The 25,787-nt window shown below is 61.0% G+C and carries 26 protein-coding genes and 1 pseudogene; 15 read left to right on the plus strand and 12 right to left on the minus strand.

Annotated elements, in window-relative coordinates:
• Nucleotides 1-30: 30 nt before the first annotated feature.
• Nucleotides 31-468, minus strand: a complete 438-nt coding sequence (locus tag C7T36_RS09120) for a GtrA family protein (protein WP_045066699.1) — start codon at nt 466-468, stop codon at nt 31-33.
• Between the two features lie 142 nt (nt 469-610).
• On the opposite strand from C7T36_RS09120, the gene C7T36_RS09125 reads away from it, so the two are divergent.
• Nucleotides 611-1,315, plus strand: coding sequence for a TetR/AcrR family transcriptional regulator (locus C7T36_RS09125; RefSeq protein WP_045064834.1), 705 nt, complete (start codon nt 611-613; stop codon nt 1,313-1,315).
• Between the two features lie 61 nt (nt 1,316-1,376).
• Here C7T36_RS09125 and C7T36_RS09130 read toward each other — a convergent pair whose 3' ends face one another.
• The gene (locus C7T36_RS09130) at nt 1,377-2,876 is read right to left on the minus strand and encodes an MFS transporter (RefSeq protein ID WP_045064836.1); all 1,500 of its coding nucleotides are present in this window, start codon (nt 2,874-2,876) and stop codon (nt 1,377-1,379) included.
• Between the two features lie 100 nt (nt 2,877-2,976).
• Here C7T36_RS09130 and C7T36_RS09135 point away from each other — a divergent pair, with 100 nt between their 5' ends.
• Nucleotides 2,977-3,636 (plus strand): TetR/AcrR family transcriptional regulator, encoded by a 660-nt coding sequence (locus C7T36_RS09135; protein ID WP_239654629.1) that lies wholly within the window; start codon nt 2,977-2,979, stop codon nt 3,634-3,636.
• A gap of 9 nt (nt 3,637-3,645) precedes the next feature.
• On the opposite strand, the gene C7T36_RS09140 is transcribed toward C7T36_RS09135, so the two are convergent.
• The gene (locus C7T36_RS09140) at nt 3,646-3,849 is read right to left on the minus strand and encodes a PspC domain-containing protein (RefSeq protein WP_033237019.1); all 204 of its coding nucleotides are present in this window, start codon (nt 3,847-3,849) and stop codon (nt 3,646-3,648) included.
• Nucleotides 3,850-4,050: 201 nt separating this feature from the next.
• On the opposite strand from C7T36_RS09140, the gene C7T36_RS09145 reads away from it, so the two are divergent.
• Nucleotides 4,051-4,905, plus strand: coding sequence for an alpha/beta fold hydrolase (locus tag C7T36_RS09145; RefSeq protein ID WP_045064837.1), 855 nt, complete (start codon nt 4,051-4,053; stop codon nt 4,903-4,905).
• Nucleotides 4,906-4,916: 11 nt separating this feature from the next.
• Here the strand turns inward: C7T36_RS09145 and C7T36_RS09150 are convergent, their stop codons facing one another.
• Nucleotides 4,917-5,696 carry an IclR family transcriptional regulator gene (locus C7T36_RS09150; RefSeq protein ID WP_084702460.1) on the minus strand — a complete coding sequence of 260 codons (780 nt, stop codon included), beginning with the start codon at nt 5,694-5,696 and terminating at the stop codon, nt 4,917-4,919.
• 169 nt (nt 5,697-5,865) lie between these two features.
• Here C7T36_RS09150 and C7T36_RS09155 point away from each other — a divergent pair, with 169 nt between their 5' ends.
• The 3 genes from C7T36_RS09155 to C7T36_RS09165 are packed head-to-tail and all read left to right on the plus strand — an operon-like array spanning nt 5,866 to nt 8,482.
• Nucleotides 5,866-6,633, plus strand: coding sequence for a CoA transferase subunit A (locus C7T36_RS09155; RefSeq protein ID WP_172937628.1), 768 nt, complete (start codon nt 5,866-5,868; stop codon nt 6,631-6,633).
• Complete coding sequence (locus C7T36_RS09160; protein ID WP_045064841.1) at nt 6,630-7,292, plus strand: CoA transferase subunit B; 663 nt, start codon at nt 6,630-6,632, stop codon at nt 7,290-7,292. Before C7T36_RS09155 ends, C7T36_RS09160 begins: the two co-directional genes overlap by 4 nt.
• Nucleotides 7,289-8,482 carry an acetyl-CoA C-acetyltransferase gene (locus C7T36_RS09165; protein WP_106939710.1) on the plus strand — a complete coding sequence of 398 codons (1,194 nt, stop codon included), beginning with the start codon at nt 7,289-7,291 and terminating at the stop codon, nt 8,480-8,482. Before C7T36_RS09160 ends, C7T36_RS09165 begins: the two co-directional genes overlap by 4 nt.
• Nucleotides 8,483-8,497: 15 nt before the next feature.
• On the opposite strand, the pseudogene C7T36_RS09170 reads toward C7T36_RS09165, so the two are convergent.
• A pseudogene (locus tag C7T36_RS09170) lies at nt 8,498-9,225 on the minus strand (esterase/lipase family protein).
• A 333-nt stretch (nt 9,226-9,558) separates the two neighbouring features.
• Here C7T36_RS09170 and C7T36_RS09175 point away from each other — a divergent pair.
• Entirely contained in the window at nt 9,559-9,975 is a 417-nt protein-coding gene (locus C7T36_RS09175; RefSeq protein ID WP_045064845.1) for a PPOX class F420-dependent oxidoreductase, read from the plus strand.
• A 1-nt stretch (nt 9,976) separates the two neighbouring features.
• Here C7T36_RS09175 and C7T36_RS09180 read toward each other — a convergent pair whose 3' ends face one another.
• The gene (locus C7T36_RS09180; protein ID WP_033237353.1) at nt 9,977-10,330 is read right to left on the minus strand and encodes a helix-turn-helix domain-containing protein; all 354 of its coding nucleotides are present in this window, start codon (nt 10,328-10,330) and stop codon (nt 9,977-9,979) included.
• Nucleotides 10,331-10,436: 106 nt separating this feature from the next.
• Between C7T36_RS09180 and C7T36_RS09185 the strand changes: the two genes are divergently transcribed.
• On the plus strand, nt 10,437-11,057 hold the full coding sequence (locus tag C7T36_RS09185; protein ID WP_033237352.1) for a malonic semialdehyde reductase: 621 nt from the start codon (nt 10,437-10,439) through the stop codon (nt 11,055-11,057).
• Here C7T36_RS09185 and C7T36_RS09190 read toward each other — a convergent pair.
• Nucleotides 11,044-12,690: an MFS transporter gene (locus C7T36_RS09190; RefSeq protein WP_045064849.1), complete on the minus strand. Its 1,647-nt coding sequence runs from the start codon at nt 12,688-12,690 to the stop codon at nt 11,044-11,046. The two genes, C7T36_RS09185 and C7T36_RS09190, sit on opposite strands and share 14 nt — an antisense overlap.
• A 193-nt stretch (nt 12,691-12,883) precedes the next feature.
• Here C7T36_RS09190 and C7T36_RS09195 point away from each other — a divergent pair, with 193 nt between their 5' ends.
• The 5 genes from C7T36_RS09195 (at nt 12,884) to C7T36_RS09215 (ending at nt 17,258) form a co-directional block, all read left to right on the plus strand.
• Nucleotides 12,884-13,339, plus strand: a complete 456-nt coding sequence (locus tag C7T36_RS09195; RefSeq protein ID WP_033237350.1) for a DoxX family protein — start codon at nt 12,884-12,886, stop codon at nt 13,337-13,339.
• Between the two features lie 268 nt (nt 13,340-13,607).
• Nucleotides 13,608-14,255, plus strand: a complete 648-nt coding sequence (locus tag C7T36_RS09200) for an ABC transporter permease (RefSeq protein ID WP_033237349.1) — start codon at nt 13,608-13,610, stop codon at nt 14,253-14,255.
• The gene (locus C7T36_RS09205) at nt 14,252-15,448 is read left to right on the plus strand and encodes an ABC transporter ATP-binding protein (protein WP_033237348.1); all 1,197 of its coding nucleotides are present in this window, start codon (nt 14,252-14,254) and stop codon (nt 15,446-15,448) included. Before C7T36_RS09200 ends, C7T36_RS09205 begins: the two co-directional genes overlap by 4 nt.
• A gap of 50 nt (nt 15,449-15,498) precedes the next feature.
• Nucleotides 15,499-16,275, plus strand: a complete 777-nt coding sequence (locus C7T36_RS09210; RefSeq protein ID WP_045066702.1) for an ABC transporter permease — start codon at nt 15,499-15,501, stop codon at nt 16,273-16,275.
• Nucleotides 16,272-17,258: a glycine betaine ABC transporter substrate-binding protein gene (locus tag C7T36_RS09215; protein WP_033237346.1), complete on the plus strand. Its 987-nt coding sequence runs from the start codon at nt 16,272-16,274 to the stop codon at nt 17,256-17,258. The genes C7T36_RS09210 and C7T36_RS09215 overlap by 4 nt, the downstream gene beginning before the upstream one ends.
• Here C7T36_RS09215 and C7T36_RS09220 read toward each other — a convergent pair.
• Both C7T36_RS09220 and C7T36_RS09225 read right to left on the minus strand, forming a co-directional pair.
• The gene (locus C7T36_RS09220) at nt 17,255-18,037 is read right to left on the minus strand and encodes a trans-aconitate 2-methyltransferase (RefSeq protein ID WP_045064850.1); all 783 of its coding nucleotides are present in this window, start codon (nt 18,035-18,037) and stop codon (nt 17,255-17,257) included. The genes C7T36_RS09215 and C7T36_RS09220 overlap by 4 nt on opposite strands.
• A 46-nt stretch (nt 18,038-18,083) precedes the next feature.
• Entirely contained in the window at nt 18,084-19,610 is a 1,527-nt protein-coding gene (locus C7T36_RS09225) for an HNH endonuclease signature motif containing protein (protein WP_045066703.1), read from the minus strand.
• A 135-nt stretch (nt 19,611-19,745) separates the two neighbouring features.
• On the opposite strand from C7T36_RS09225, the gene C7T36_RS09230 reads away from it, so the two are divergent.
• Nucleotides 19,746-21,284, plus strand: a complete 1,539-nt coding sequence (locus C7T36_RS09230; RefSeq protein WP_045064851.1) for an AMP-binding protein — start codon at nt 19,746-19,748, stop codon at nt 21,282-21,284.
• On the opposite strand, the gene C7T36_RS09235 is transcribed toward C7T36_RS09230, so the two are convergent.
• On the minus strand, nt 21,271-21,825 hold the full coding sequence (locus tag C7T36_RS09235) for a TetR/AcrR family transcriptional regulator (protein ID WP_045064852.1): 555 nt from the start codon (nt 21,823-21,825) through the stop codon (nt 21,271-21,273). The genes C7T36_RS09230 and C7T36_RS09235 overlap by 14 nt on opposite strands.
• 163 nt (nt 21,826-21,988) lie before the next feature.
• Between C7T36_RS09235 and C7T36_RS09240 the strand changes: the two genes are divergently transcribed.
• On the plus strand, nt 21,989-23,209 hold the full coding sequence (locus tag C7T36_RS09240) for a cytochrome P450 (RefSeq protein WP_045064854.1): 1,221 nt from the start codon (nt 21,989-21,991) through the stop codon (nt 23,207-23,209).
• On the opposite strand, the gene C7T36_RS09245 is transcribed toward C7T36_RS09240, so the two are convergent.
• Nucleotides 23,199-24,794, minus strand: a complete 1,596-nt coding sequence (locus C7T36_RS09245) for an amidohydrolase (protein ID WP_045064856.1) — start codon at nt 24,792-24,794, stop codon at nt 23,199-23,201. The two genes, C7T36_RS09240 and C7T36_RS09245, sit on opposite strands and share 11 nt — an antisense overlap.
• Nucleotides 24,791-25,759 carry a DMT family transporter gene (locus C7T36_RS09250; RefSeq protein ID WP_045064857.1) on the minus strand — a complete coding sequence of 323 codons (969 nt, stop codon included), beginning with the start codon at nt 25,757-25,759 and terminating at the stop codon, nt 24,791-24,793. The genes C7T36_RS09245 and C7T36_RS09250 overlap by 4 nt, the downstream gene beginning before the upstream one ends.
• Between the last annotated feature and the right edge of the window lie 28 nt (nt 25,760-25,787).

The following is a 25,787-nucleotide window of genomic DNA, read 5'->3' on the forward strand; positions in this document are numbered from 1 at the left end:
ACAGTGTTCCGCACGCTGCGTCTGGTTCGGTCAGAACACCCATCCGCGGAGGGCGACAAAGCGCAGGCCTCCGACGAGTGCGCTGACTCCGATCACGAGGCCGGCTTGTACAACGCCAGTTGCGCCGGGGAACAGGAAACCCAGTGCGCTGATGGCAGCCGAGCTGGCGAGCAGTCCGACAAGTGCCAGTCCGCCGCCTTCCCACTGCGCGGTGAACCAGTGGACGCGGTCAGCGGCGTGGAACGTGAGCCGCCGATGAAGTTCGTTGGCAAGAATAGTGCTGAGCACCGCGCCCACGGCGTTGGCGACAAGGACTCCGTCGCCATGCAGAGCAAGGAACGCGGCGAAGTAGAGGATGTTACTGATGCCGCCGACAAGAGCGAATCGGATGAGCTGGATGAACGCACCGTCACCGGAGAGAGCCCGCAGTGCGCGGCCCGAGAAGCCGATATTCCGCGTACCCATCATCGAGGTCGTTTTACTCCCGACCCAGATGTCAGACGTGCTCATAAATGGCTTCTCTCGTGAAGTTAATCGGAACCATTCGTTCCGCTTAGCAATATAACACTAGCGGAACCGTATGTTCCGCTTAGTGTCGTAGACTGTGAGGATGCCGACAAGTCACCCCGATGCACTAGTGGGATCGTCGGACATTTGCGGACAGCCACGTCTGCGTGCCGACGCCCAGGCGAACCTCGAACGCATCCTCTGTTCCGCGCGTGAAGTCTTCGGAGCCCAGGGCCTCGATGCCACGCTGGCGGATGTCGCACGTCACGCGGGCGTCGGAGTCGGCACCGTCTACCGACGATTCGCCAGCAAGGACGAATTGATCCAGGCCTTGTTCGACTCCCGCTGCGCGGAGATCGAATCCCTTGCGACAACGTCACTCGAGATTCCCGGCGCCTGGGACGGGCTTGTCCACTACCTCGAAGCGATCTCGCGTCGTATGGCAGACAGTCGCGGATTCGGCGACATTCTGATGGACGCCCGTTTCACGTCCGACGCGTTCACCCGTGCCCGTGCCAGCATCACTCGCAGTACCGCCGCCCTCGTCAACCGCGCGAAGGATGAGGGCACCTTGCGCGACGACTTCGAAATCAGCGACGTTCCACTTCTCATCCAGACCATCAAGCTGTCGCAGAATTTCACGGGCGACGATGCTCCGGAGGCATACCGCCGCGTTCTCGGCTTCATCATCGACGGCTTGCGGGCATCGCGGACCACACACCGTGAACTTCCCGTGCCGGCCCTCACGACCGAGCAACTCGACCACGTCATGCACCGTTACGGAAGTGGACCGGACGGCCCCTGCTGAGTCGAGAAGGTCGGGGCCGCCTGCTGACCAGTTCATTCAGACAGCGGCCCCGACCTTTATCTCAGTGCACCAGAACCGGTTCACCCTCAGGTGCCGTCGGGAGTAGTCCACTCCGAACAACCAATGCCGTCAGCACAGCGCCGACCGCAAAAATGGCTGCAGCCCAGTAGAACGTCGTGGTGTAACTTTCGACGGCGGCCTGCGCCTGCGTGATGGGGTTGACCTCACGACCGACGAGGTAATTCGTAGACGCGGATGCCGCGATGGTGCTCAGTAGCGCTGTCCCGATGGAACCGCCCACCTGTTGCATCGTGTTGACCGTTGCCGACGCAACTCCGGCATCTTCGTAGCGCACACCCGAGGTTGCGCCCTGCATCGACGGCGCGAAGATGCTGCCCATACCGAGGCCGGTGACGACCAGTCCGGGCAGAATGTGGACGGCGTACGTGCTGTCCACCGAAATCTGCGCCAGAATTGTCATTCCGATTGCGGCGATGACCATTCCGCCGGTGATCAGGATACGAGGACCGAATCTCGGCAGAAGTACTGCCGTGGACAGCGTTGCCGCCGTGACGATTCCGAACACCATGGGCATGAAGGCCAGACCGGTCACGATCGGCGTGTATCCGAGGATCAACTGCATGTAGTACGTCAAGAACAAGAAGACCGCGAACATGCCTGCGCCGGAAAGGAAGATAGCCAGGTACGAGCCGGCGCGGATTCGATCGGTGACCACTCGCAGCGGGAGCAGCGGATGGTCGGACTTGGTCTGCCAGTAGATGAATGCGGCCATGAATACGACGCCCGCGGTCAGCCACGCAATGGTGGTACCGGCACCCCAACCGTTCGATTCAGCCTTCGAGAATCCGAAGACGATGCTGAAGAGGCTGGTCGACACCAGAACGGTTCCGGGGATGTCGAGTTTCGGCCTGGCTCCGGTAGTGACGTGGGGCGCAAACAGCAGCACGGCTCCGACCAGCGCGATTGCCGCGAAGAACAGGTTCACGTACAGGCACCAGCGCCAGTCCACCCATTCGGTAAGCGCACCGCCGAGGAGCAATCCGATAGCGCCGCCGCCGCCGGCCACTGCGCCGAAGATGCCGAAGGCCTTTGCCCGTTCTGCCGGATCCGTGAAGGTCACCGACAGTAGTGACAGTGCCGCCGGAGCAAGTAGTGCACCGAAGACGCCCTGACCTGCACGCGCGGCGACCAGCATTTCGAAATTGACCGCCGCGCCGCCGATTGCCGAGGTAACCGCAAATCCGATCAGCCCGACGATAAAGGTGCGCCTGCGGCCGAACAGGTCGCTCAACCGGCCACCGAGCAGCAGCAAGCTGCCGAAGGCCAAGGCGTACGCGGTGATGATCCACTGACGATCGGAATCACCGAATTCCAATGAACGCTGCGCTGCCGGCAGCGCGATGTTGACGATGGTGGCGTCCAAGACCACCATGAGCTGCGCAATTCCCAGAACCGCGAGAATCAGCCACCGTTTTGCGTGGTTGTCCCCTGAAGGCGCCGGGGACTTGTCGATTTCAGTCCACTCAGCAGTTTCTGACATGTTCCCTCGCCCGAGCTATGCGGAGATAGCTTCTCCGGTTAGCAAAAACGGTACACCCAAATGGAGATCATGTCTCCACTTGGCGAGTAAACTGGACATCATGAGCACCGCAATGGAGCGCCCTCTTCGCGCCGACGCCGCCCGCAACAGGCGATTGATCATCGACGCCGCGCGTGAGTTGTACGCAGAAGAAGGCATCGACGTCACACTCGACGACGTCGCTCGCAGAGCAGGCGTCGGCGTCGGCACGGTGTACCGACGGTTCGCAAACAAAGAAGAATTGATCGACGGCGTCTTTCAACAGAACTTCGCCGACATGGCCGCTGCCACCGAGGCGTCACTCGCCAATCCGGACCCCTGGGACGCCTTGGTGACATTTGCCGAATTCGCTTGTGGCCGAATGTCTGTCAACCGTGGACTCAAGGACGTACTCAACGGAACAGACGAAGGATGCGAGCAGGTCGCGAGTCAGCGATCCATCATCGAACCTGCCGTCGAAGAGATCTTTCGGCGAGCCCGAGACGCCGGAATGCTGCGCCCCGATGCGGTGTCCACCGATCTCTTCGGACTTATCTTCATGGTGGGAGCGGTCACCGAGTTCGCCCAACCCGTCAACCCGACGGTGTGGCGCCGGTTCCTGTCGGTGATGCTCGACGGACTCCGCGCCGAGGGCAAACACCGAGACCCCTTACCTTTGCCGCCCCTGACGCCGGACGAGCTGCATCAGGCAAAGCTGATCATGAAGTCGCGCAAACGCTGAACAGCGCGCTCAGATCGCCTCGCGCGGAATGAAAATCCACATCACGAGGTAGATCAGAAACTGCGGTCCGGGCAGCAAGCACGACAGTACGAACAGCAACCGAACAGTCGACGCCTTCCACCCGAAGTAGCGTGCAATGCCGGCGCAGACACCGCCGAACATTGCACCCGATCGTGCACGAGTGAGCTTGCGGGTCTTCATCGATGACGTCATGGACTGACCTTTCGGTACGTGTCGCGGCGACTGCCGCGTTGACATCAACTATCCGCCGAACTGCCGCGCCGCACATCGGGCGCAGGACCCATCTTTCCGGCCACGGTTCATCCTCAGGTATCAGTGCTACCCCGAGTCGCAATCAGGGTTGACCCCGACAGAAACACACCTCAAAACTGAAACCTGTTCTAGCATTGCCGAATGGATGTGAGCTACGAGGGAACCAAGAGAGAAATCGCTACCGACAAAGGGGTATTGCGTTATCACGAGGCGGGCGACGGTCCACCGCTGATTCTGTTACACGGATCCGGAATCGGAGTCAGTGGATGGCGAAACTACCGCGGCAATCTTGCCACCTTCGCGCAGCACTTCCATTGTTACGTACTGGAATTCCCCGGCTTCGGCATCAGCGATCCCGTCGACGGGCATCCCGTCGTCACCGCAGGTTCCTCAGTCACTCGCTTCATGAATGCTTTGGACATCGAATCCGCTGCGATGATCGGCAACTCGATGGGCGGTGTCGTCGGGTCGAACGTGGCGATGCGGCACCCCGAGCGAGTGAAGAAACTGGTCACGATCGGCGGTGTTGGCCCCAACATTTTCAGCCAGAACCCGAGCGAGGGCACTCGACTGCTTCAGGAATTTGCCGACGGTCCCACTCGGGAGAAGTTGATTCGATGGCTTCGATGCATGGTGCATGACCCCGGCATCATTACCGAAGAACGCATCGAGGAACGCTGGGAGAGCGCCAAGGATCCGGAATCCCACAAGAGCCTCGCAGCGATGTACGGGTCCAAAGCCTTTGCCGCGCAGCAGAAAATGACGTCCGAGTCGAATCGGCCACCGTACTGGTCCATGATGCACGCCGTGCAATGCCCGACATTGCTGACCTGGGGCCTCGACGACCGTCAGTGCCCGCCCGACATGCCGATGATCCCGATGCGACTCATACCGAACGCCGAGTTGCACATCTTCCCGAACTGCGGGCACTGGGTCATGGTCGAAGCGAAAGAAGCATTCGAACGAGTCACGCTCGAGTTCCTCCTCCGGAAGTGACGCGGCAAGTTCTACGGTACGGAGTGGGTTTTGAGCCGAGTCGTCAGGACATGTGCCTGCTCGAGCAGGAGTCTTCCCAGTTCGGGGATCCGGTCCGGCCGGAATCGAGTCTCGACACCGGTCAAGCTCAGGGCCCACGCCGGCCGTCCCCGTCGGTCGAAGACGGCGGCGCCCATTCCCCAACTCCCCTCGACGAGGAGAGCCGGATTGACGGCGTAGCCGGCGGCGCGGGTCAGGCTGATTCGACGGCGAACGGCTTCCTCACTGTGGCCGTCTCCCCACTCCGCGGCGAGATCTCTACGCGCGAAATAACTGTCGACCTCACTGGCAGGCGAGTGACTCAGGATCACCAGACCAGCCGACGCGACGCCTAGTGGAAATCGTTTTCCTTCATAAAGCACATGGGATCTCAGGGGAAAGCTCCCCTCCTGCCTCACGACACACACTGTTTCGTCGCCGCGCCGTGCGGACAAGAAGGCACTCTCCCCCGTCAATCGGGCCAGATCCTCGAGAACATCGCGCGCCGAGTCGGTGATGTCATATCGACTGCCCGCAGCGGTACCGAGGAGGTACAACTCCGGCCCCAGAGACCAACGACCGCTCTTCGCGTCGCGGTCCACCAGACCCTCTTCCGCCAGCGACGTAAGCAGCCTGTGAGCCGTCGGACGAGCGAGATCGGCCGCCTTGCTCAGCTCAGTGGTCGTTGCGCCGTCTGGTTCCGACGCGGCGACCGCACGCAAAACCGCCGCCACCCGCGCCACCATGTGCGGCGCTTGCTCCCTCGATGCCATGTGTCCATCCTAGCGTTCACTGAATGAACGTATTAACGAGAATTGGTCGCCCAGCGACCATTTTCTATCATCTTTCCCATCGTCATTGATTGCTGGATCTGCGCATAGTTGAATTCATCCAGAGAAAAACAATGCGTTCGTCAGATGAACGCAAGATGGGGAGATGACGATGGCAACGAAGGTGTACCAGTCCGCGACCGATGCGGTCGCCGACATCACCGACGCCGCGACCCTGGCCGTCGGCGGATTCGGACTGTGCGGAATCCCTGACGCCTTGATCGAAGCGATCGCGGCAACCAGCGCACGGGAACTCGAAGTGTTCTCCAACAACTGCGGCGTTGACGATCACGGACTCGGAATCCTGCTGTCTGCCGGTCGGATTCGGCGCGTGACGGCGTCGTACGTCGGCGAGAACAAGGAATTCGCGCGTCAGTACCTGGCTGGCGAACTCGAAGTGGAACTGACACCGCAAGGAACACTGGCAGAACGCCTGCGCGCCGGCGGAACCGGAATCCCGGCGTTCTTCACTCCGGCAGGTGTCGGTAGCCCTATCTCCGACGGCGGCATGCCCTGGCGCTACAACAGCGACGGTTCCATCGCAATTGCGTCCCCGCCCAAGGAAACTCGCACCTTCGGAACCAAGCGATACGTGATGGAAGAAGCAATCACGGCCGATTACGCCCTGGTTCACGCCGTCATGGGTGACACCGAGGGCAACCTCGTCTTCGACAAGACGGCGATGAACTTCAACCCACTCGCTGCTATGGCGGGGCGAATCACCATCGCCCAGGTGGAACGGCTTGTCGAGCCTGGCGAGATCGACCCGGCTTCAGTTCATCTTCCTGGGGTTTTCGTCCAGCGTGTTGTCCACACCGGGCCCCAGAACAAACGAATCGAAAAGCGAACCGTCAGCGCGTCCGAAGGAGCAACACGATGACCGCATCAGCAACAGTGACCGGTTGGACCCGCAACGACATGGCGGCCCGTGCCGCGGCCGAGATGATCGACGGCGAATACGTGAACCTCGGAATCGGTCTCCCCACCTTGATCCCCGGGTACCTCGGCTCGGACGTTCGGGTAGTTCTTCACTCGGAGAACGGAATCCTGGGCACCGGCCCGTATCCCACCGAGGACAACGTCGACCCGGATCTCATCAACGCGGGCAAGGAAACCGTCACCGTCAATCCCGGTGCGGCATACTTCGATTCCGCTCTTTCCTTCGGCATGATCCGCGGCGGCCACATCGACACCGCAGTTCTCGGTGGCATGCAGGTCTCGAAGACCGGCGACCTCGCCAACTGGATGGTGCCCGGCAAAATGGTCAAGGGCATGGGCGGCGCGATGGATCTTGTCCATGGTGCCCGCCGTGTCATCGTCGTCATGGAACACACCGATCGCGACGGCAACCCCAAGATTGTCGACGCATGCACCCTGCCGCTGACCGGCCAAGGCGTCGTAGATCGCATCATCACGAACCTCGCGGTCATCGACGTCACCGACGGCGGCACACTTACCTTGCGTGAATTGGCCCCCGGCGTCACTGTCGATGACGTTGTCCGTGCCACCGGCACCGAATTGAAAGTAGACCTGACGTGACCAGTTCTGTGATTGTTGCCGGAGCCCGTACCCCGATGGGTCGACTCATGGGTTCGTTGAAGGACCTGTCCGGGTCCGATCTCGGTGGCATCGCCATCAAGGGCGCCCTCGAGAAGGCCGGTGTCGCCCCCGAGCAGGTCGAGTACGTCATCATGGGTCAGGTTCTCACCGCCGGCGCCGGCCAGATGCCGGCCCGCCAGGCCGCCGTCGCCGCGGGCATCCCGATGAGCGTTCCCGCACTGAGCATCAACAAGGTGTGCCTCTCCGGGGTCGACGCCATCGCCCTGGCCGATCAGCTGATCCGCGCCGGCGAATTCGACGTCGTCGTCGCCGGCGGGCAGGAATCGATGTCCCGCGCACCGCACATGCTCGAAAAAAGCCGCGAAGGGTTCAAGTACGGCGACGTCACGATGCGCGACCACATGGCGTACGACGGCCTGCACGACATCTTCACCGACCAGGCGATGGGCCTGCTCACCGAACAGGTCAACCAGCAGGACGACACCCACATCACCCGCGCGGAGCAGGACGCGTTTGCCGCGGCCTCACACCAGAACGCCGCCCGCGCCTGGAAAGACGGCCTCTTCGACAACGAGGTCGTCCCCGTCTCCATCCCGCAGCGCAAGGGCGATCCGATCGTCTTCACGCAGGACGAGGGCATCCGCGCCGACACCACCGTCGAATCCCTCGGCAAACTGCGTCCCGCGTTCAGCAAGGACGGCACCATCACCGCCGGCTCCGCCTCCCCGATCTCCGACGGCGCCGCCGCCGTGGTCGTGATGAGCAAGGCCAAAGCCGAAGAACTCGGGGTGGACTGGATCGCCGAGATCGGCGCCCACGGTGTAGTCGCGGGCCCCGATTCGACCCTGCAGTCCCAGCCGGCGCGGGCCATCGCGAAGGCCTGCGCGAAGGAAGGCATCAACCCCGCCGATCTCGATCTCGTCGAGATCAACGAGGCGTTCGCGGCCGTCGGTATCGCCTCCACGCGTGAGCTCGGCCTCGACCCGGCGAAGGTGAACGTCAACGGCGGCGCCATCGCCGTCGGGCACCCCCTCGGGATGTCCGGTGCCCGGATCGCGCTGCACCTCGCACTCGAGTTGGCGCGCCGCGGCGGCGGCATCGGCGCGGCCGCACTGTGCGGCGGCGGCGGGCAGGGCGACGCACTGATCGTCCGCGTACCCAAGGCCTAGAGGCCAGACGACGGTTCAGCGCGGATACAGTCGCCGCAGATGCCTGGGAACGACAAACGGATTCCAGGTATCTGCGGCCTGCGCGAGCCGGTCGGCCACGGCCCACAACGCCGAAGGATTGTGCGTCAACCCCATGTGACTGCCATGTACCGCAACACTTTCCGAACGATCCGACGGGAAGTCGCGGCACACCTGCCACGGAACCACACCGTCCCGCTTGGAGTAGAGCGCCGTTGCCGGAACGGGTAACGGGTGACCGAGTTCCCACTCGATACCGTTGACGGGTGGAAGGTCGCATGGTTGCCGGACATACGTGAGTACAGCGCACCGACACGCGTCTGCTGCAGGTTGCTCAACCCGAATGGACTTCCCAGGGTGATCACCTGTCGCACGGAGTGCGGGAGATCCCTCGCAAGTTGGCGGGCATAGATACCGCCCAAGCTCCACCCGATCACCGACACCGGTTTGTCGTAGCGATCCGCCAGACCTGCGAGGACCCCAGGCAGACCGTCGACAACCTGAGGCGTCGGCCCGGTATTGATGCCGAGGTTCCAGCCGTGGACTCGATATCCGAGAAACCGCAAGTACGCGCGCATTGCCATCGTCGACGTGTCGGACGCCAACAATCCCGGCAGGACCAGAATCGGGTGTCCGTCACCTCGCGGCGAACGGAGCAACCACGGTGCCGCGAGCACCAGCGAGGCAATGTCGGCGAGCCCTCGTGGCGGTTCCGTCAGGCACATCGCCAACGACGGCGGTCCTGGAAGAAGCTCGGGGAAAGTTTCGGGAAGCTCGGAGCACCCGAGGTCCACTACAGACGTATCCGCCGCGACAGACACCTGGACTCCTTGTCGGCCGGTGTCCGGGCGGTTCGCCCCACCTGGCCGGAGGGGACGGTTCCGTGGGCTGTGTTGTCAACCCACGGAGCCTTGTCCGTGATCGCCACCGGTAGCGAACCTGGACCGATACTGCGCACCAGTTTCCGACGCGGAAACTCGGTGTGATCCAGAACACTATTGGCGCATACGTTGCAACTACGTTGCGGACTTGTCGCGAACCTGCGGAAGGATCAATTGATGTCGTTCACAGACCAGGAAATCGAGTACATGGCGTCGCAACCTCTTGCGAGAGTTGCCACTGTGGGCCCAGACGGTCAACCGGACGTCGTGCCGTTGGCCTTCGAATACGACGGCACTCACCTATGGATAGGTGGGGTCGGCGAGGCCGTCGTCAATACCCGCAAATTCCGCAACATCCGCTCAGGGCACTACGAGATAGCACTGGTCATCGACGACATGCCGTCGTTCGAGCCATTCGTCGCGCGCGGAATCAGGATCTACGGCATTGCCGAACCGCCGATCCACAGGGTGGGAATGGTTGGTCCCGGAATCTATTCACGCATCACGCCGACAGTCTCGTGGAGTTGGAACTTGGCGGGAGAACCGGCGGGTGACACCTGGTACGAATCACACCGAACCGTACACACGCGGTAGTTCAGCTCGTACAACCCTCGGCCGGCAGATTCTCGGCAGCCCAGGTCGTCAGTTCACTCAACGCAGGGAGCAAGGCCTGGCCAGACACCGTGAGTTGGTACTCCACGGCAATGGGCGGTCCGGCGTCGACGGTCCGTGTCACCAGCCCTGCGCTCGCCAGTTCGGTCAACCGGTCAGACAGTACGGAATCACTGATTCCCCCGACCGCACGCTTCAGTTCCGCGAATCCCGCAGGCCCACCGAGCAGCGTTGCGAGGATGACACCGTTCCAGCGTTTGCCGAGAAAGCGGAAAGCCCGTGCCAAAGCCGCATCACAGACGCGGGGTTGATGATCAGTTCCACTCTTGCTCTCCACTTCACCATCCTAGCGTCAGTGCTAACGTACTCATAGTCACTTTGTTTTTACTAGCAACTCGTCTTGCCGGAGATGTCTGGCAAGCCATCACGGAACGGAACCACCGATGTCAATCGACGCAGCCACCCCATTTACCGCAAAGCAGCTCGACACCGCCAGCCGCGAACTTCTCTTCACCGAAGCTCGCACGGCCAACTCATTCTCCAACGAACCTGTGACCGACGACGAACTCACCGCGATCTGGGAACTCGCGAAGTGGGCGCCGACCGCAGCCAACACCAACCCGCTTCGCGTGCTGTTCGTACGGACAGAGGAGGGCAAAGCGCGCCTTGTAGAGCACATGGCCGACGGCAACAAGGCGAAGACCGCGTCGGCTCCGGCTGTCGCCGTTCTGGCCGTCGACACCAAGTTCTACGAGCACATTCCTGCCCTGTTCCCGATCCGCCCGGAAATGAAGGACCACTTCGCGTCCGACGAGGCTGCTGCCACGTCGACCAGTCGGTTCAACGCCGCCCTGCAGGCCGGCTACGTGATTCTCGCGATCCGCGCACAGGGCCTGGTCGCCGGCCCGATGGCCGGATTCGACGCTGCGGGCATCGACGGCGAGTTCTTCGCCGACGGCCGCTTCAAGACCACCCTCGTGGTCAACATCGGCCATCCCGGCGAGAACCCGTGGTTCGACCGCCTGCCGCGCCTGTCCAACGAAGACGCACTCAGCTGGGCCTGAGTCTGGCGCTCGCCTGCACTCGAAACGCTCCGATCAGACCCAGGACGAGGAACGCCGCCGACACGTAAAGCGAGTAGCGCGTCGCTTCCGCAAATCCGTCGGAGAGCAGACGCACGACATCTGGGCCGGCTTCGCCCAGTTGTCCGTGCGTCCCCTGCTCCCGCAGGACTCCGATAGAACTGCCTGCGGATTCTCGTGTCGCGTCTGACAGTTGGATTGCTTCGGACGACGGCACTCCCCCTGATTCGAGTGTGCCTGGCATGTTTCTCGACAACCCGAACGCCAATACTGCGCCGACGACGGCACTTCCGATGGCCGAGCCCAGCTGGCGAACCGTGCTCTGCGTCGCTGATCCCTGACCGGATTCTTCGGTGGGTATGTCTGCCAGGGTAATTCCGGTGAGCTGCGCGGAGGCCAATCCGAGGCCGGTTCCGTAGACCACCAGAAGCAGCGCCAGAAGCCACGGCGCGACAGTCGAACTGACAAAAACAGCAACTACGACAACACCGACAACTTCCAGGAGCAATCCCAGAATCACTGTTCGGGGTGCGCCGATCAGCGCAGTGAGATGCCTTGCGAGCGAACCGGATATGAAAGCGCCACCGGCCATCGCGGCAAGCACGAAGCCTGCGCCCATCGTACTCAGGCCCAATGCGTTGACGAGATAGAGCGGCAGTACGAACAACAAGCCGAATTCGGCGATCGCGACCGTCATGGCAGTCACGTTGCCCCAGCTGAAGGTGGGCGTGAAGAACAAATTCATGTCCAGAATCGCAGATCGGTGAATTCGTCCACGATGCCTCTCCCACAACACAAATCCCAGCAGCAGGAGGATACCGATCGTGCCGATCGTCGGAACCACGGATAGTGGTGCGTCGGCGGACCACGTGATACCGAAGAGATGCAGATCCGCCTTCTGAGTCCACCAACCGAGTGTGCCGCCCTCGATAAGTGCAAAGATCAACGCACCGAAACCGAAGGCGCTCAGGAACAGTCCCAGAACATCGAGCCCCGGTTCGACGACCCCGGCTCGGGTTTCGGGAACCACCATGTATGTCGCGATCATCAGGGCGATGCCGATCGGCACGTTGATGACAAAAATCCACGGCCAGGTGAAGTACGTGGTGATCCAGCCACCGAGTAGCGGACCTATCGCAGCAACGCCGGCGATGACGGCACCCCACACGCCGAACGCCACCGCCCTGTCCTTGCCTCTGAAGATCGAGTTCATCGAGGACAGCGTGGCGGGCAGTACGCACGCACCACCGACGCCTTGAATCGCTCTGGCCACAATCAGGCTGGTTGCGCCGTCCGCGGTAGCGGCCAACAAGCTACCGACCACGAATATCGCGATACCGACGACGTACAGACGTCGGCGGCCCAATCTGTCGCCTAACCGACCTGCAGTGAGCAGAAGCGCAGCAAAGATCACCGAATAGAGACTGTTGACCCATTGCGCGTCGTCGAAATTCAACTTCAGATCGTCGATCAGAACCGGGAGCGCTACTCCGACGATGGTGCCGTCGATGACGATCATCGCCAGACCGCCGACCAGTACGATCAGGGCGGCCCACTTGTTCTTGACTGCAGACTTGTCGGGCTCGGGTGTGGTCTCCGTATTCGGCTTGTCCATGTCACACTCCCATAAGGGCGGATTGGTGGATTTACCCTAGGCCGCATTCTTTGAACTCGCAGCAAAATCTCCGACGCCCTTGCCTCAGTTACCTTGCCGCACATTTGGGATGTAAACCCACATGGAAGGACCTCGGACACCCGTCCAGTTATTAGGGTAGGCAAACCATACTCGAGTGTGTAATGCTCCTCCGGTGAAAAACATATCCAGCACGGCGGCACCATGGGGCATCGCAGCATTCCGCATCGTTGTCGGTTTCCTGTTTCTCTGCCATGGCCTGTCGACACTGACCGGATGGCCGGTAGCTCCATGGGGCGGAAACACATCGTCGTGGACGGACTGGCCCGGCGGCTGGGCAGCAACGATCGAGCTGGTGGCCGGCACGTTGATAATCATCGGACTCGGCACTCGTGCAGCAGCTTTCATTGCCTCAGGTTCCATGGCCGTTGCCTACTTCTGGAAGCATCAGCCCGACGGCTTGCTACCCATCCAGAACGAGGGAGACTCGGTTGTCCTGTTCTGCTGGTCCTTGCTCCTGCTGGTCTTCATCGGGCCGGGCGCTGCTGCTTTGGACAACCTCAGACGAGCCAAGGCCACCTCCAGCGAAGTAGCGGATGAGCCAGTTGCAGTAGGAACTTCCAGCCCGTAGTCCGTCATTTATCCAGAGCGACAAATCTGACCCGAACCTACGATTGCCGAACAGCCGGCGTCACACCGCATATACCTGCGGGTGACGCCGGCTTTTCGTCTGTTGAGCAACATCCGACACGCAGCTATCCGAAATAGTTGCAGTACTGAACTTTTTGGACGAGGGTCGACGTAAACACTTCACGACTCGAACGACGCCTGTGTATCCGAACTGCGGGACGGGTACACGTTCGAGTCAGCAACAGTCCGAAAGAGGGTCGGTTCGGAAAATGGGCGCACTGTGGGAATTTGTCGTCGAACGACGACAACAACTATTGACCGATTCGTATCTCCATGTTTCGGCCGTCATTCAGTCGGTGATTATTGCAACCATTGCCGCGGTTGCCATCGGAATTCTCGTGTATCGCAGTCCTATTGGTTCATCAGTGGCAACAGCGCTGGCCAGCACGATCTTGACTGTTCCATCGTTCGCTCTTCTCGGACTTCTCATTCCGATTCTCGGTCTGGGTGTCGCGCCGACCATCACCGCACTGATTCTCTATGCACTACTTCCGATCATCAGAAACACCATCATCGGTCTCGACTCGGTGAATCCGGCCATCACCGATGCTGCACGCGGTGTCGGTATGAATCGACTGCGTGTACTCGGCCGCATCGAACTGCCTCTCGCGTGGCCGTCGATCCTGACCGGTATGCGGGTCAGCACTCAGATGCTCATGGGCATTCTGGCTATCGCGGCGTACGCAAAAGGCCCAGGTCTGGGCAACTTGATCTTCTCCGGACTATCTCGCGTCGGCAGCCCAACTGCTGTTCCTCAAGCGCTGACCGGCACGGTACTCATCGTCATTCTGGCTCTGATACTCGACGCCATCTACGTCGTCATCGGTCGGCTCACTACCTCGAAGGGTCTCCAGTGACTGAAACCATCCCCCATGACGTCACCAGCGATCCCACGGTTTCCGGAGTCGAGATCGTTCTGGAATCCGTGACCAAGCGATACCCAGGGCAGAAAGACGCGGCAGTCGACAACGTGTCCCTCACTGTTCCTGCAGGTGAGATCGTTGTCTTCGTCGGCCCGTCCGGCTGCGGCAAGACCACGACGATGCGCATGATCAACCGTCTCATCGAACCCACGTCCGGAAAGATCACCATCGACGGCAAGGATGCCTTGTCGATCGACCCGGACAAGCTGCGACGCGGCATCGGCTACTCGATCCAACAGGCCGGCCTGTTTCCACACTTCACGATTGCCAAGAACGTGGCGACGGTGCCGGGATTGATCGGTTGGGACAAGAAGCGGATTGCTGCCCGCACCGACGAGATGCTGGATCTCGTGGGGCTGGATCCGGATACGTATCGAGACCGCTATCCCCGGCAACTGTCCGGTGGTCAGCAGCAGCGTGTCGGGGTCGCGAGGGCACTTGCCGCTGATCCCCCAGTCCTGTTGATGGACGAGCCCTTCGGTGCTGTCGACCCCATCACGCGCGGACTACTGCAGGACGAGTTGATGCGTCTGCAAACGGAACTCGGGAAGACGATCGTATTCGTCACCCACGATTTCAACGAAGCAGTCAAACTGGGCGATCGAATTGCCGTGCTGGGCAATCAATCCACGATCATGCAGTACGACACTCCCGAAGCTATCCTCGCCAATCCGGCCAATGACATGGTCGCGGGCTTCGTCGGCGCCGACGCCTCCCTCAAGCAGCTGACATTGACGCGGGTGCGGCAGATCAAACTCAAGCAATGCCTCACCGCGCGGGAGACCGACTCGGTGGATGAGCTGAGAAGTTCACTCGCAGCACGTAAGTGGAAGTGGGCCCTCATTCTCGATCAGCGCGGACGCCCACTCCGCTGGGTCTCACCGTCACATCTGGCACACGCGTCGTCGCTGCGTGGCGTTGGGAACGAAATCGGGGAAGCCGTGTCCGTTCAGTCGACACTGCAAGATGCACTCGAAGCGCTGCTTGCCGAAAGCAATGCGTCGACGGTAGTCACCGGCCGGCGCGGCGAATACGTCGGTCTCATCACCATCGACACACTGGTCAGCCATCTTTCGGAGATGCGTGAGGAACACGCACACGATCATGACGAGGATGTTCCGGAGTGAGCGCGTCGACGGAGGACCTGGCAGCGCCGCCCGCTGCTGGAGCCGCAGATATTGATGGCGGCGCGGATCTCGGTGCCGCCGAAAATGCCGCCACACGTAGAGCAGAAAGGATCCGGCTACTGGTTCAGCCGGTTGTCGTCCTGATACTTGTAGTCGGAGTACTGGTCTGGGCCTTCAGCCGCGATCTCAACGCAACGCAGAAAGCCAGTATCAACGTCGACAACATTACGACGCTCACCTGGCAGCACATCTTGCTCACAGCCGCGGTGGTCATCATCGTCGTCGCGGTGGCCGTGCCGCTCGGCACTCTGCTGACCAGACCGAGATTCACCCGTCTGGCGCCGTTCTTCGTGGGAATAGCCAACATCGGCGCGGCTGCACCGGCCATCGGCCTTCTGGTCCTGTTCTATCTCGCCACTCGCACCACCGGATTCTGGATCGGTGTATTCCCCATCGCGTTCTATTCACTGCTTCCGGTGCTGCGCAACACGATTCTCGGCTATCAGCAGGTGGACGAGACACTGATCGACGCCGGGCGCGGCCAAGGCATGTCAACGTTCACCATTTTGCGACAGCTCGAATTCCCGATGGCAGTGCCCTATATCCTTGCCGGTCTTCGTACTTCATTGGTTCTTGCCGTAGGAACAGCAACACTGTGTTTCCTGGTCAGTGCCGGCGGACTGGGGATCATGATCGACACCGGGTACAAACTGCGCGACAACGTGACGCTGGTAGTAGGCGCGGTGCTTGCGGTATCGCTCGCTTTGCTCATCGACTGGTTGGGCGCACTCGCCGAACAGTTCCTCGGGCCAAAGGGATTGCGATGAATCGACGACGCATGCGCGGTTGGAAAATTACCGCAGCCGCACTCGGGTTTGCCCTTGTGGCGTCGTGTGGTTTGGAATCCGGCGGCGCACTACCCCTCGCGGTCGGTCCGGGAAGTATCCAGCCAGTTCCGGAACTCGAAGGCGTGAAGATCACCGTCGGTTCCAAAGACTTCACCGAGCAGATCATCCTGGGATACATCATCGAATTCGCGATGTCTGCGGCCGGCGCCGAAGTTCGCGACCTCACCAACATCCAGGGCTCCAACAGCACCCGCGACGCGCAACTCAACGGGCAGATCGATCTTGCCTACGAGTACACGGGCACCGGATGGATCAACTACCTCGGAAACGAGACACCGCTTCCCAATTCGCAGGCTCAGTTCGAGGCAGTCCGCGATGCGGACCTGGCTGCAAACGACATGGTGTGGACCGATCCGGCGCCGATGAACAATACGTATGCCTTGGCGATGAGCAAGGAGACGGCCGAGAAGACCGGAGTCAAGACTGTCTCCGACTACGCTAAGTTGGTCGAATCCGATCCCGGTGCTGCAGTGACATGCGTCGAGACCGAGTTCAACGTCCGTCAAGACGGATACCCCGGTCTCGCAGAAAAATACGGATTCGACGCTTCGCGTGCCCAGCGCCAGATATTGCAGACCGGCATCATCTACCAGGCGACAGCCGACGGTGATCAGTGCAAGTTCGGCGAGGTGTTCACCACCGACGGACGCATCATCGCCCTCGACCTCGAGCTACTCGAGGACGATCTGTCCTTCTTCCCCAAATACAATCCAGCCCTTGTCATGCGTGCGAGCTTTGCCGAGGATCATCCGCAGGTAGCTGAGGTCATGGCGCCGATTTCGGCTCGTCTCACCGACGAGGTGATGACCGAACTGAATCGCCAAGTGGATGTCGAAGGCAAGGAACCCGCAGAGGTTGCCCGAGATTGGATGGTGTCGGAAGGGTTTGTGACAGCGGACTAGTCACTCATTTTTCGCCCCACGCAGAAGACTCTTCGGAACGGGAACAGTGTGCCTGCGGCCGTGGAGGGATAGGCCTCGCGGAGCCTTGCGGAGTACTCCTGCTCGAATTCGAGCGAGTCGGCTTCACTGAGCACATCAAGCACTGGACGCAGGCCTGTCCCCCGAACCCAGCCCAGCACAGGGTCTTCGCCAGTCAGCACATGGATGTACGTGGTTTCCCAGGCATCGACGTCGAACCCGTGAGCCTGCAGCCTGGCTGCGTAGTGCGCCGGGTCGTCAACACCCTCGGGTCCACGCAAAACTCCACCCACGCGATCTCGCCATCTCGACGACTCGGCAAGTTCACGCATCAAAGCGTGCGACGGGGCGTCGAAGTTACCGGGAACCTGCCACGCAATCCACGCTCCGGGCGCCATGGTCTCGGCCCATCCGTCGATCAGCTCACGATGGTTCGGAACCCATTGCAATGCAGCATTGCTCACAATGACGTCGTAGCCGGTGGCGTCGAACTCGTTGATGTCCTGCAGCGTGATGGTGACGTTGCCTGGCAGATCGGTGGGCGCCTGTGCCACCATCTCGGGCGACGAATCAGTCCCCGCCACACGAGCATCCGGCCAACGCTCACCGAGTATCCCGGTCAGTGACCCGGATCCGCATCCGAGGTCCGCGACTCGCGCCGGCGCCTGCGCCGCAATCCGCGAAGTCAAGTCGATATAGGGGCGTGAGCGTTCGTCGGCGTATCGACCGTAGATTTCGGGGTTCCACGTAACACTGCGCATGTGCTCATTGTGCCTGTCGTGGCAAATTCGTGGAGGCTGTGACACCTCAGAATGGGGGTGGGTCGTTGCCGTAGTCGATGGTTTCTCGGGGCATGGGCTTGCGGGGTGTGGAAATCGGGAAGGTTTGGCGGCGTTTCCGTTCGGCATGTTGTGCCGCCCGGTGTTGAATCTTGACGCGACGGTGTTTTCGTTCGCTTCGGATGTGGGCAGCTTTGTTTTCGAGTCGTGTCCGTCGCCGGGTTCCGCCTTCCGGTGGCGGCGGTTCCTGTTGACCGGCGAGTAGTCCGGCATCTCTGGTGCGGTAGCAATGACCGGTCTGCGAGGTCAGGGTGATGCTCCGATCCGGGTTCGGATTGAGCTGCCACTTCCCGGAGTGCTTGAGGCGGTGATGGTTGCGGCAGAACGCGCTCAGATTCGACGCAACCGTCTTGCCACCCTGGGCGGGGTCGGTGTGGTTGAACGGGTCGTTGTGGTCGAGGTCGCAGTTCCAGGCGGGGACATCGCAGTGCGGCCATTGGCAGCTGCCCGAGATGATCCGCAGCCACGTGTCGAGTGCCGCGCCGGGGCGGTACACCAACGCCGATGCCGGCTCAGGTGTCGGTTCAGGTTCAGCATCTGCCGGGACTCGCACTTCCCGAACGTCTGCGTCTTTCGCGATGTTGCGGGCATGCTCTGCGCTGATGACACCAAAGCCGTCGAGATGTGCAGGTTCGTTCGATCCTGGGCTCAGGGTGGAATCGTGTACTACGACATGTACCAACGGCCGGCGCATGATCACCAAACCACTGCGGTCCTGCGGGCAATCACCGCGGTCGCAGTCGCACACCAACACCGTCGAACCGCTCACCAGGGCGCCCAAGGCATCGGCTCGGCGCTGCTCATACGTACGGGAATCGTGGCGGCACACCGACATCGCTAATTCCCGCAACCTGCCGTCGAAGGCGCGGGCTTGTTCGGCCGGGATACTCCCCAGGATGCGGGCCATCCCGTCTTCGGCGGCGCTGACTCCGACAAACCTGTCGGCGAGGGCTCGGCGGCGGCGTTCCCGCATGCCTTCCGGATCGACGCGGGCCACGATCCGGTCGATCGCTGCCGTCAACCGCCGACCCGTCAAACCGATACCGCCGTCCACCGGTGGAGCCAACACCTGCTCGAGCAACAAGCGTTCGACCTCGTCGATCAACTCGTCACCGACATTCGCGGTTGCGGACTCGATCAACCCCACCCGGTAGAAATCGAGTTCACCGCGGGCCATAGCCGCACGAGTGCGATGCAACCGCGTCTTCAACGCAAAACCCAAACCGATGAGCTTCCCGGCAGCAGCGCGCCCCATCGTCAGGACCGCGCCGACCTCGGATTCGGCGAGCTCGTGCGCCGACGACGTCCACGTACCGCCCTCGACATGCTCAGCGCTGCGGCGGGTGAAGAACTCCGCCACCACCGCCAGTTTCCGCTCGACCAACATCGCTTCACATGAATGCAACTGGGCCATCAAATCAACGAGGGCGCAATCGGTTTCGGTACCACTCAGCTGTGCTGAGATACCGAAACTTCCCACCCCCGAATCGAACATTCCCCAACCGTAATCGAAATCCTGTTCGAATAGAACAGCTATTCGAAACCAGTCGGAATAGTCCGAAAAATCACCCGGTAGAGGCCTGATGCGATGATTTCGGAGTCGTTGATTCACTGCCGCCGGAGGACAGTCATGTTTTTGACCCAGTTCATTCATCGGTCCCTGCGCGAATCGCCGGGACGCCCCATGACGGTGTTCGGCGATCGAACCTTCAGCACCACCGAATCTGCTGATCGCGTGGCGCGACTCGCGAACGGACTGGGCACCGGTACGGGCGATTGCGTCTCACTCCTGTCGCTCAATTCGGATCGATGTCACGAGACGATCTTGGCTGGTTGGTGGTCAGGCGCAACGGTCAGCCCGCTCAACTCACGGTGGACCGCGCCGGAAATCGCCTTTGCCCTCGAGGATTCCGGATCCACGATTTTGATCGTGGACGAGAATTCCGCCCCACTGGTTCCCGAACTCCGCGAACTCTGCCCCACCCTGGACCGCGTCGTGTACGCCGGCTCGGGGGCTGTCCCCACGGGCATGATCGACTACGACCGTCTCATCGCCGAATCGGAACCTGTCCCCGACCTACGGATCGGCGACGACGCCGTTGCGCTTCTGCTCTACACAGGTGGAACGACTGGCCGTTCCAAAGGGGTGATGGTCAGCCACAAAGGCCTGATGACGTCGACGTTCGGAACGCTGGCTGCCGGCAAACCCGCCATCGCCGACGGCGTGAATCTGCTTGCGAATCCACTGTTCCACATCGCCGGCATCGCGAGCTGGATGGCGCAGAACCTCATGGGCGGCACGCAGGTATTCCTGCCGGTGTTCTCGGCCAGGGCCATGCTCGAGGCGATCGACCGACATCGTCCCACCACGGTGGGCGTCGTACCGACAATGCTTCACATGTTGGTTGCCGCAGACGATCTCGATTCCTACGACCGTTCGAGTGTGCAAGTCGTCAGGTACGGCGCCTCCCCCATTTCGCCGGCTCTGCTCGAACGCGCCATGGAGGTGTTTCCGCATAGCGGTTTCACTCAGGGTTACGGGATGACCGAAACAGCGCACATCACCGTCCTGAGCGCTGCAGATCACCTGAAAGGCGGCGAATTGCTTCGCTCTGCCGGTCGCGCACTTCCGCATTGCGAAGTGCAGATCGTCGATCCCGCCGGAAACGAGGCACCAACCGGAACCGTCGGCGAAATAGTTACTCGCGGTGACCATCTGATGCTCGGATACCGGAATCTTCCTGCCGAGACGGCCGAGGCTCTCGCCGGCGGCTGGATGCACACCGGCGACGCGGGATACCTCGACGAACGCGGTTATCTGTTCATCGTCGACCGGATCAAGGACATGATCATCACCGGAGGTGAGAACGTCTATTCCACGGAGGTGGAGAACGCGCTGGCCAGGCATTCTGCTGTCGCTGCGTGTTCTGTTGTGGGAGTGCGCGATCCGAAGTGGGGCGAGCGAGTACATGCCGTGGTGGTTCTGCATCCCGGCGTTCACGTCGAGTTCGAGGAACTTCGCGATCACGTGAAATCGCTTGTCTCCGCGTACAAGGCACCCCGCTCGATGCAGTTCGTCGACGCTCTGCCCCTCTCTGCTGCCGGTAAGGTCCTCAAGCGCGATCTACGCATCGCTGCGGAGGCAGAAGGGGCAATCACCTCCCGATAAAAGATTCGACCATGCGTCGTTCTGATTCTTCATCAGGCAACGGCCAGGCAAGTAGCGTGAGAACTATCCTGACCACCCACTGTGAGGTTTCGTCGCCGGCGCCCAGCCCCGCAAGATGCTTCGCCGACTCACCCAGCAGCGGCGACGACATGAGGTACTCGTCCATTCCCTTGCCCCGGGCAGACGCGAATCCTGCACTGACTGCAGCGTTCGCCCGGATCGCACGCACCGAAGCAAGTACGGCTTCGACTACCCGCCGCTCCCCTTCCAATGGTTCGACGGCAGCTGACACCTCGAGTGCTACCGCTTCAACCGCACGGGAGATCACTCCGTCTTGGATCGCCTTCTTCCCGCCGACGTAGCGGTACAGCGTTGCCCGCGAGCACCCCGCGCGCTCGGCCACCTCCTCGACGCTGATTCGTTGGAATCCGCGCTCGAGAATGAGTTCGGCGGCGGCCGCATAGATGCGTTCCACCGCCAACTCATGACGATTACCGCCGGCCAGCCAGTCTGCGCCTTTCGGTTCAATATGTCTCACCATGAGACAAAGATAGCCAAAGATTCTCATCTTCGGACCCATTCCACTGCTGTGACCAGCATCGAATGCGAGAACGACGAATCGGGTGAGAATTTATGAAACTCCCTGGTCAACTCGCATTTTTCGGTGTTGACAATGCCTGTGCGAGCGGAGAATTCTTAGGCCGATGACCGCCTCGACCGACATCAACCCATTTGCCATCACAAACATCGAAAATCCGTACCCGCTGTATGCGTCACTACGACAAAAGTGCCCGGCGTACCGGGTTTCCGGTACCAACTTCTACCTCGTCTCGAGTTGGAAACTTGTCACCGAGGCACTCACCCGGACCGAAGACTTCTCGTCCCATCTCACCGGTGTTCTGGTCCACCCGGCAGAAGGTCCACCGGTCACGTTCGACATGGATGGCAATGGGCAAGCGATTCACGTCCTTGCCACCACTGACGATCCCAGCCATCAAAGACATCGCAAACTGGTTCTACCCACACTGGTCGCCAAACGAATCCGCACCATGGAACCTGCCATCGCCGACTACGCAGAACGGTTGTGGAACAACCACTTCGATGGACGGCACATCGAGTGGGTTTCTGCGCTCGCCGATCGACTACCACTGCAGATGGTCGCCCATCTGATCGGACTACCCGAAGCGGATGTGCCGCAACTACTGACGTGGTCTTACGACAGCACTGAGTTGCTCAGCGGGTTGGTGAGCGCTGAACGCCTGCCCGAAGTCGTGAACGCAGCCACCCAACTCGCCGGGTACCTGTACAACAAACTGGAAGCCGCCCAGGCCGCACCAGGCGAGAACCTACTCGGCGATCTGGTGCGCGCCAACACCAACGGCGATATCGATACAACCGTCGCAGTATTGATTCTCGTCCAACTTGTCGGCGCTGGAGGCGAGTCCACCGCAGGTTTGATCGCTAATTCCGCTCGGATACTGGCCGACAATCCCTTACTACAGCAAGAACTTCGAGAGAATCACGAATTGATTCCACCGTTCCTCGAAGAATCGCTACGACTCGAGTCCCCGTTCCGCGGACACCATCGCCATGTCACCCGCGATACGACGCTAGGCGGCGTCCCACTTTCGGCGGGAAGCCATCTCATCCTCTTGTGGGGCTCCGCCAATCGCGATCCAGCCACCTTCCCGGATCCGGACAGCCCGAACATCGGACGGCCAAATCTTCGCTCGCATTTGGCTTTCGGCAAGGGAGCCCACTTCTGCGTCGGCGCCGCTCTTGCTCGACTGGAAGCAAAGATCGCACTCACAATGCTGCTCGAGAAGAGCCAACACGTGAGCCTGACAGACGGTGCGCCTCCCGAATGGGTGCCGAGCCTGTTCGTGAGGCGCCATCAGAGTCTGCTCCTGACCGTCACACCGTGAAGATCGTTTCTCCGCCCACAACAGTCCGCAGTACCCGAAGTGCCGCCAGATCGACAGTGTCATCTACAAGCGGATCTCCGTCAAGGACAACAAAATCCGCCAGCAGACCTACTGCGATTCTGCCCTTGTCCACCTCTTCGCCGGTGATGCGTGCGGCGGCATGTGTGTAGCCGGACAACGCATCGTGCGTACTCACACGTTGCTGCGCACCGAGAACATGACCTTCGCGTGTCAGCCGATGGACAGCGGTATTCATGGTGAAGAGCGGATTCACCGGAGTGACCGGGCAATCACAATGCAAACCGTAGGGAAGTCCGGCAGCCACGACCGACGCTACCGGGCTGATTCGTTCACCTCGGCCGGGACCGAGAAAACGATCGCGGTGACGATCACCCCAGTAGTAGACGTGATTGACGAAAATCGATGCAACAACACCTACTTCGACCATTCGCCGAATTTGATCCTCGCGAAGCGTCTGCACGTGCTCGAGCCGGTGCACAATGTCGATGTCAGGGTACGCGGCCTTGGCGAGGGCAATGGCATCGAGCGCGTGGTCGATTGCCTGATCACCGTTGGTGTGAATCGCTACCTGCCGTCCCGCGCCGTGATGCTCGCTCACCAGAGCATCGAGCGCACCCGACGGGATTGCCATTCCACCACAATGACATCCACCCAAATCGTGATACGGCTCGCTCAGCGCCGCAGTGTGCAGCTGAATGGAACCGTCCGAAATCAGTTTCACGCCGCCAACCGCTACATGGCTGGTCGAATCAGCTAGTTCGCCCAACTGATCGTGCACACCATGACCCAGGTACAGCCGCGCACGTAGGCGCAGTTCGCCCTCGTCGTCAAGCTCGCGGTAGGCGTCGTACATCTCCGAGGTGACGTACATGTCGTGGAAGCTGGTCACGCCTACGGATGCCATCACATCTTGCGCTCGCAGTAGCGCCAGCTTGGAGGCACCCGGGTCCATTGCCGGAGCCAGATTGTGCACCAACGACATTGCCGGAATCTCGCACAGCTCACCGGTAGGTGTGCCGTCGGCATCGCGGACGATGACGCCACCCTCGGGGTCGACGGTAGCCTGCGTGATCCCAGCCATTTCCAGTGCAAGCGAGTTGACGTAGATCCCGTGAGCAGACAGGTGACGCACCAAAATCGGATGTTGCGTCGACGCGCGGTCGAGATCTGCTGTCGTCAATCCCCGGTCCTCGGCCACAAGACTGTCGTCGAATCCCCACGCCTGGATTGCCTCACCAGGCGGCGTCGTCTCCGCGCGCGCGGCCAATGCAGCAACAACCGCGTCGATTGTGGGGCACGCACCCGTCGTGGCCTCGACGTCACCGAGCATCAATCCCCACATCATCGGATGCAGATGGGTTTCGATGAATCCGGGAACTACCACCGCTCCATCCAGATCCACGATCTCCACGTCAGGTCCGGCCAGCACCGTGATCTCGGCATCGGATCCGACGGCCACAAATCTGCCGTCCTTGCTTGCCATAGCCGTCGGCGCAACTGAGCCCGATCCGTCCATGGTCTTGATGTCGCCGTTGATGTAGATGCGGTCGGCCGTCACGGTCATGCTCGTGTCTCCATTCGTTCACCGACAACGGCTGTCGGTGTTTTCGCTGCAGGCTGCCGCGTCGCGACAACCACTCCGGCAAGAATCAGCGCCGCACCGACAATCTGCACGACGCTGGGGATCTGAGAAAGCAGAAAGGCACCGAACACTAACGCCGACGCCGATTGCAGCACCAAGCTGGCGGCAACGGAACCAGCTGGCAACCGCTGGCTCGCACTTGCCACCAATAGCCACCCCACCACTTGAGATACCAAGGCCAGCAGGATGAGCCACCCTTGAGCAGGTAAAGCTGGTGCAAGATCAAGAGTTCCGGTGACAATTCCGATCAAGCCGGATGTAAGTCCGGTAGCGATCGTGGAAACCAGCACCGGCAATGCAGTCCGGCCCGCAGCTCGCGTCGCCAATCCCATCAGGAAGATATACACGGCATACGCGCCGGCAGCGATCACCGCGAACGTCGCACCTACAGCAGGGTTGGCTCCGGTGAGCGTCGTACTCATTCCCGCAACCAACGCCACACCCACCAGGAGAAGTGGCAGGCTCGTCACCAGTTCCTTCGTAATGCGCTGGCGTAGCACTATGTAGCCCAGGACAGCCACAAAGAGCACCTGCAGATTCAAGAGCACCGTCGACAAACCGGCGCCAATCGAGTGAATCGCCTCGTGCCACAGAACGAGGTCGACGCCCAGGAACACTCCAGCAAGAACAGCCTTGACTATCCACGGCCTCGTCGAGGTCTTTCCCGGTTGGCGGCGTCGTTGAACCCAGACGAGGATCCCGAGCGGAATCAAGGCGTAGACGCACCGGAAGAACGCGCCGGTCGCGGGCGACACCCCGGACAGGTCGTACAGGATCGACGTGAGGCCGAGAATGCATGCACCAGAGACAACCACTCGCAGATCTCGACGGCGTTGCTCGTCGCCGGTCCGCGCCGAGGCGAGTCCCGAAGATACATCATCACTCATGGTGATAATGTATCACCGACAGTGAGAT

Source organism: Rhodococcus sp. AD45-ID (assembly GCF_003023755.1).
Lineage (GTDB): Bacteria > Actinomycetota > Actinomycetes > Mycobacteriales > Mycobacteriaceae > Rhodococcus_F > Rhodococcus_F globerula.

Bases quoted from the DNA above. Each gene is read 5' to 3' on its own strand.
- C7T36_RS09120 (WP_045066699.1), bottom strand. From the start codon at position 468: ATGATGGGTACGCGGAATATCGGCTTCTCGGGCCGCGCACTGCGGGCT.
- C7T36_RS09125 (WP_045064834.1), top strand. From the start codon at position 611: ATGCCGACAAGTCACCCCGATGCACTAGTGGGATCGTCGGACATTTGC.
- C7T36_RS09130 (WP_045064836.1), bottom strand. From the start codon at position 2,876: ATGTCAGAAACTGCTGAGTGGACTGAAATCGACAAGTCCCCGGCGCCT.
- C7T36_RS09135 (WP_239654629.1), top strand. From the start codon at position 2,977: ATGAGCACCGCAATGGAGCGCCCTCTTCGCGCCGACGCCGCCCGCAAC.
- C7T36_RS09140 (WP_033237019.1), bottom strand. From the start codon at position 3,849: ATGACGTCATCGATGAAGACCCGCAAGCTCACTCGTGCACGATCGGGT.
- C7T36_RS09145 (WP_045064837.1), top strand. From the start codon at position 4,051: ATGGATGTGAGCTACGAGGGAACCAAGAGAGAAATCGCTACCGACAAA.
- C7T36_RS09150 (WP_084702460.1), bottom strand. From the start codon at position 5,696: ATGGCATCGAGGGAGCAAGCGCCGCACATGGTGGCGCGGGTGGCGGCG.
- C7T36_RS09155 (WP_172937628.1), top strand. From the start codon at position 5,866: ATGGCAACGAAGGTGTACCAGTCCGCGACCGATGCGGTCGCCGACATC.
- C7T36_RS09160 (WP_045064841.1), top strand. From the start codon at position 6,630: ATGACCGCATCAGCAACAGTGACCGGTTGGACCCGCAACGACATGGCG.
- C7T36_RS09175 (WP_045064845.1), top strand. From the start codon at position 9,559: ATGTCGTTCACAGACCAGGAAATCGAGTACATGGCGTCGCAACCTCTT.
- C7T36_RS09185 (WP_033237352.1), top strand. From the start codon at position 10,437: ATGTCAATCGACGCAGCCACCCCATTTACCGCAAAGCAGCTCGACACC.
- C7T36_RS09190 (WP_045064849.1), bottom strand. From the start codon at position 12,690: ATGGACAAGCCGAATACGGAGACCACACCCGAGCCCGACAAGTCTGCA.
- C7T36_RS09200 (WP_033237349.1), top strand. From the start codon at position 13,608: ATGGGCGCACTGTGGGAATTTGTCGTCGAACGACGACAACAACTATTG.
- C7T36_RS09215 (WP_033237346.1), top strand. From the start codon at position 16,272: ATGAATCGACGACGCATGCGCGGTTGGAAAATTACCGCAGCCGCACTC.
- C7T36_RS09220 (WP_045064850.1), bottom strand. From the start codon at position 18,037: ATGCGCAGTGTTACGTGGAACCCCGAAATCTACGGTCGATACGCCGAC.
- C7T36_RS09225 (WP_045066703.1), bottom strand. From the start codon at position 19,610: ATGTTCGATTCGGGGGTGGGAAGTTTCGGTATCTCAGCACAGCTGAGT.
- C7T36_RS09230 (WP_045064851.1), top strand. From the start codon at position 19,746: ATGTTTTTGACCCAGTTCATTCATCGGTCCCTGCGCGAATCGCCGGGA.
- C7T36_RS09235 (WP_045064852.1), bottom strand. From the start codon at position 21,825: ATGGTGAGACATATTGAACCGAAAGGCGCAGACTGGCTGGCCGGCGGT.
- C7T36_RS09240 (WP_045064854.1), top strand. From the start codon at position 21,989: ATGACCGCCTCGACCGACATCAACCCATTTGCCATCACAAACATCGAA.
- C7T36_RS09245 (WP_045064856.1), bottom strand. From the start codon at position 24,794: ATGACCGTGACGGCCGACCGCATCTACATCAACGGCGACATCAAGACC.
- C7T36_RS09250 (WP_045064857.1), bottom strand. From the start codon at position 25,759: ATGAGTGATGATGTATCTTCGGGACTCGCCTCGGCGCGGACCGGCGAC.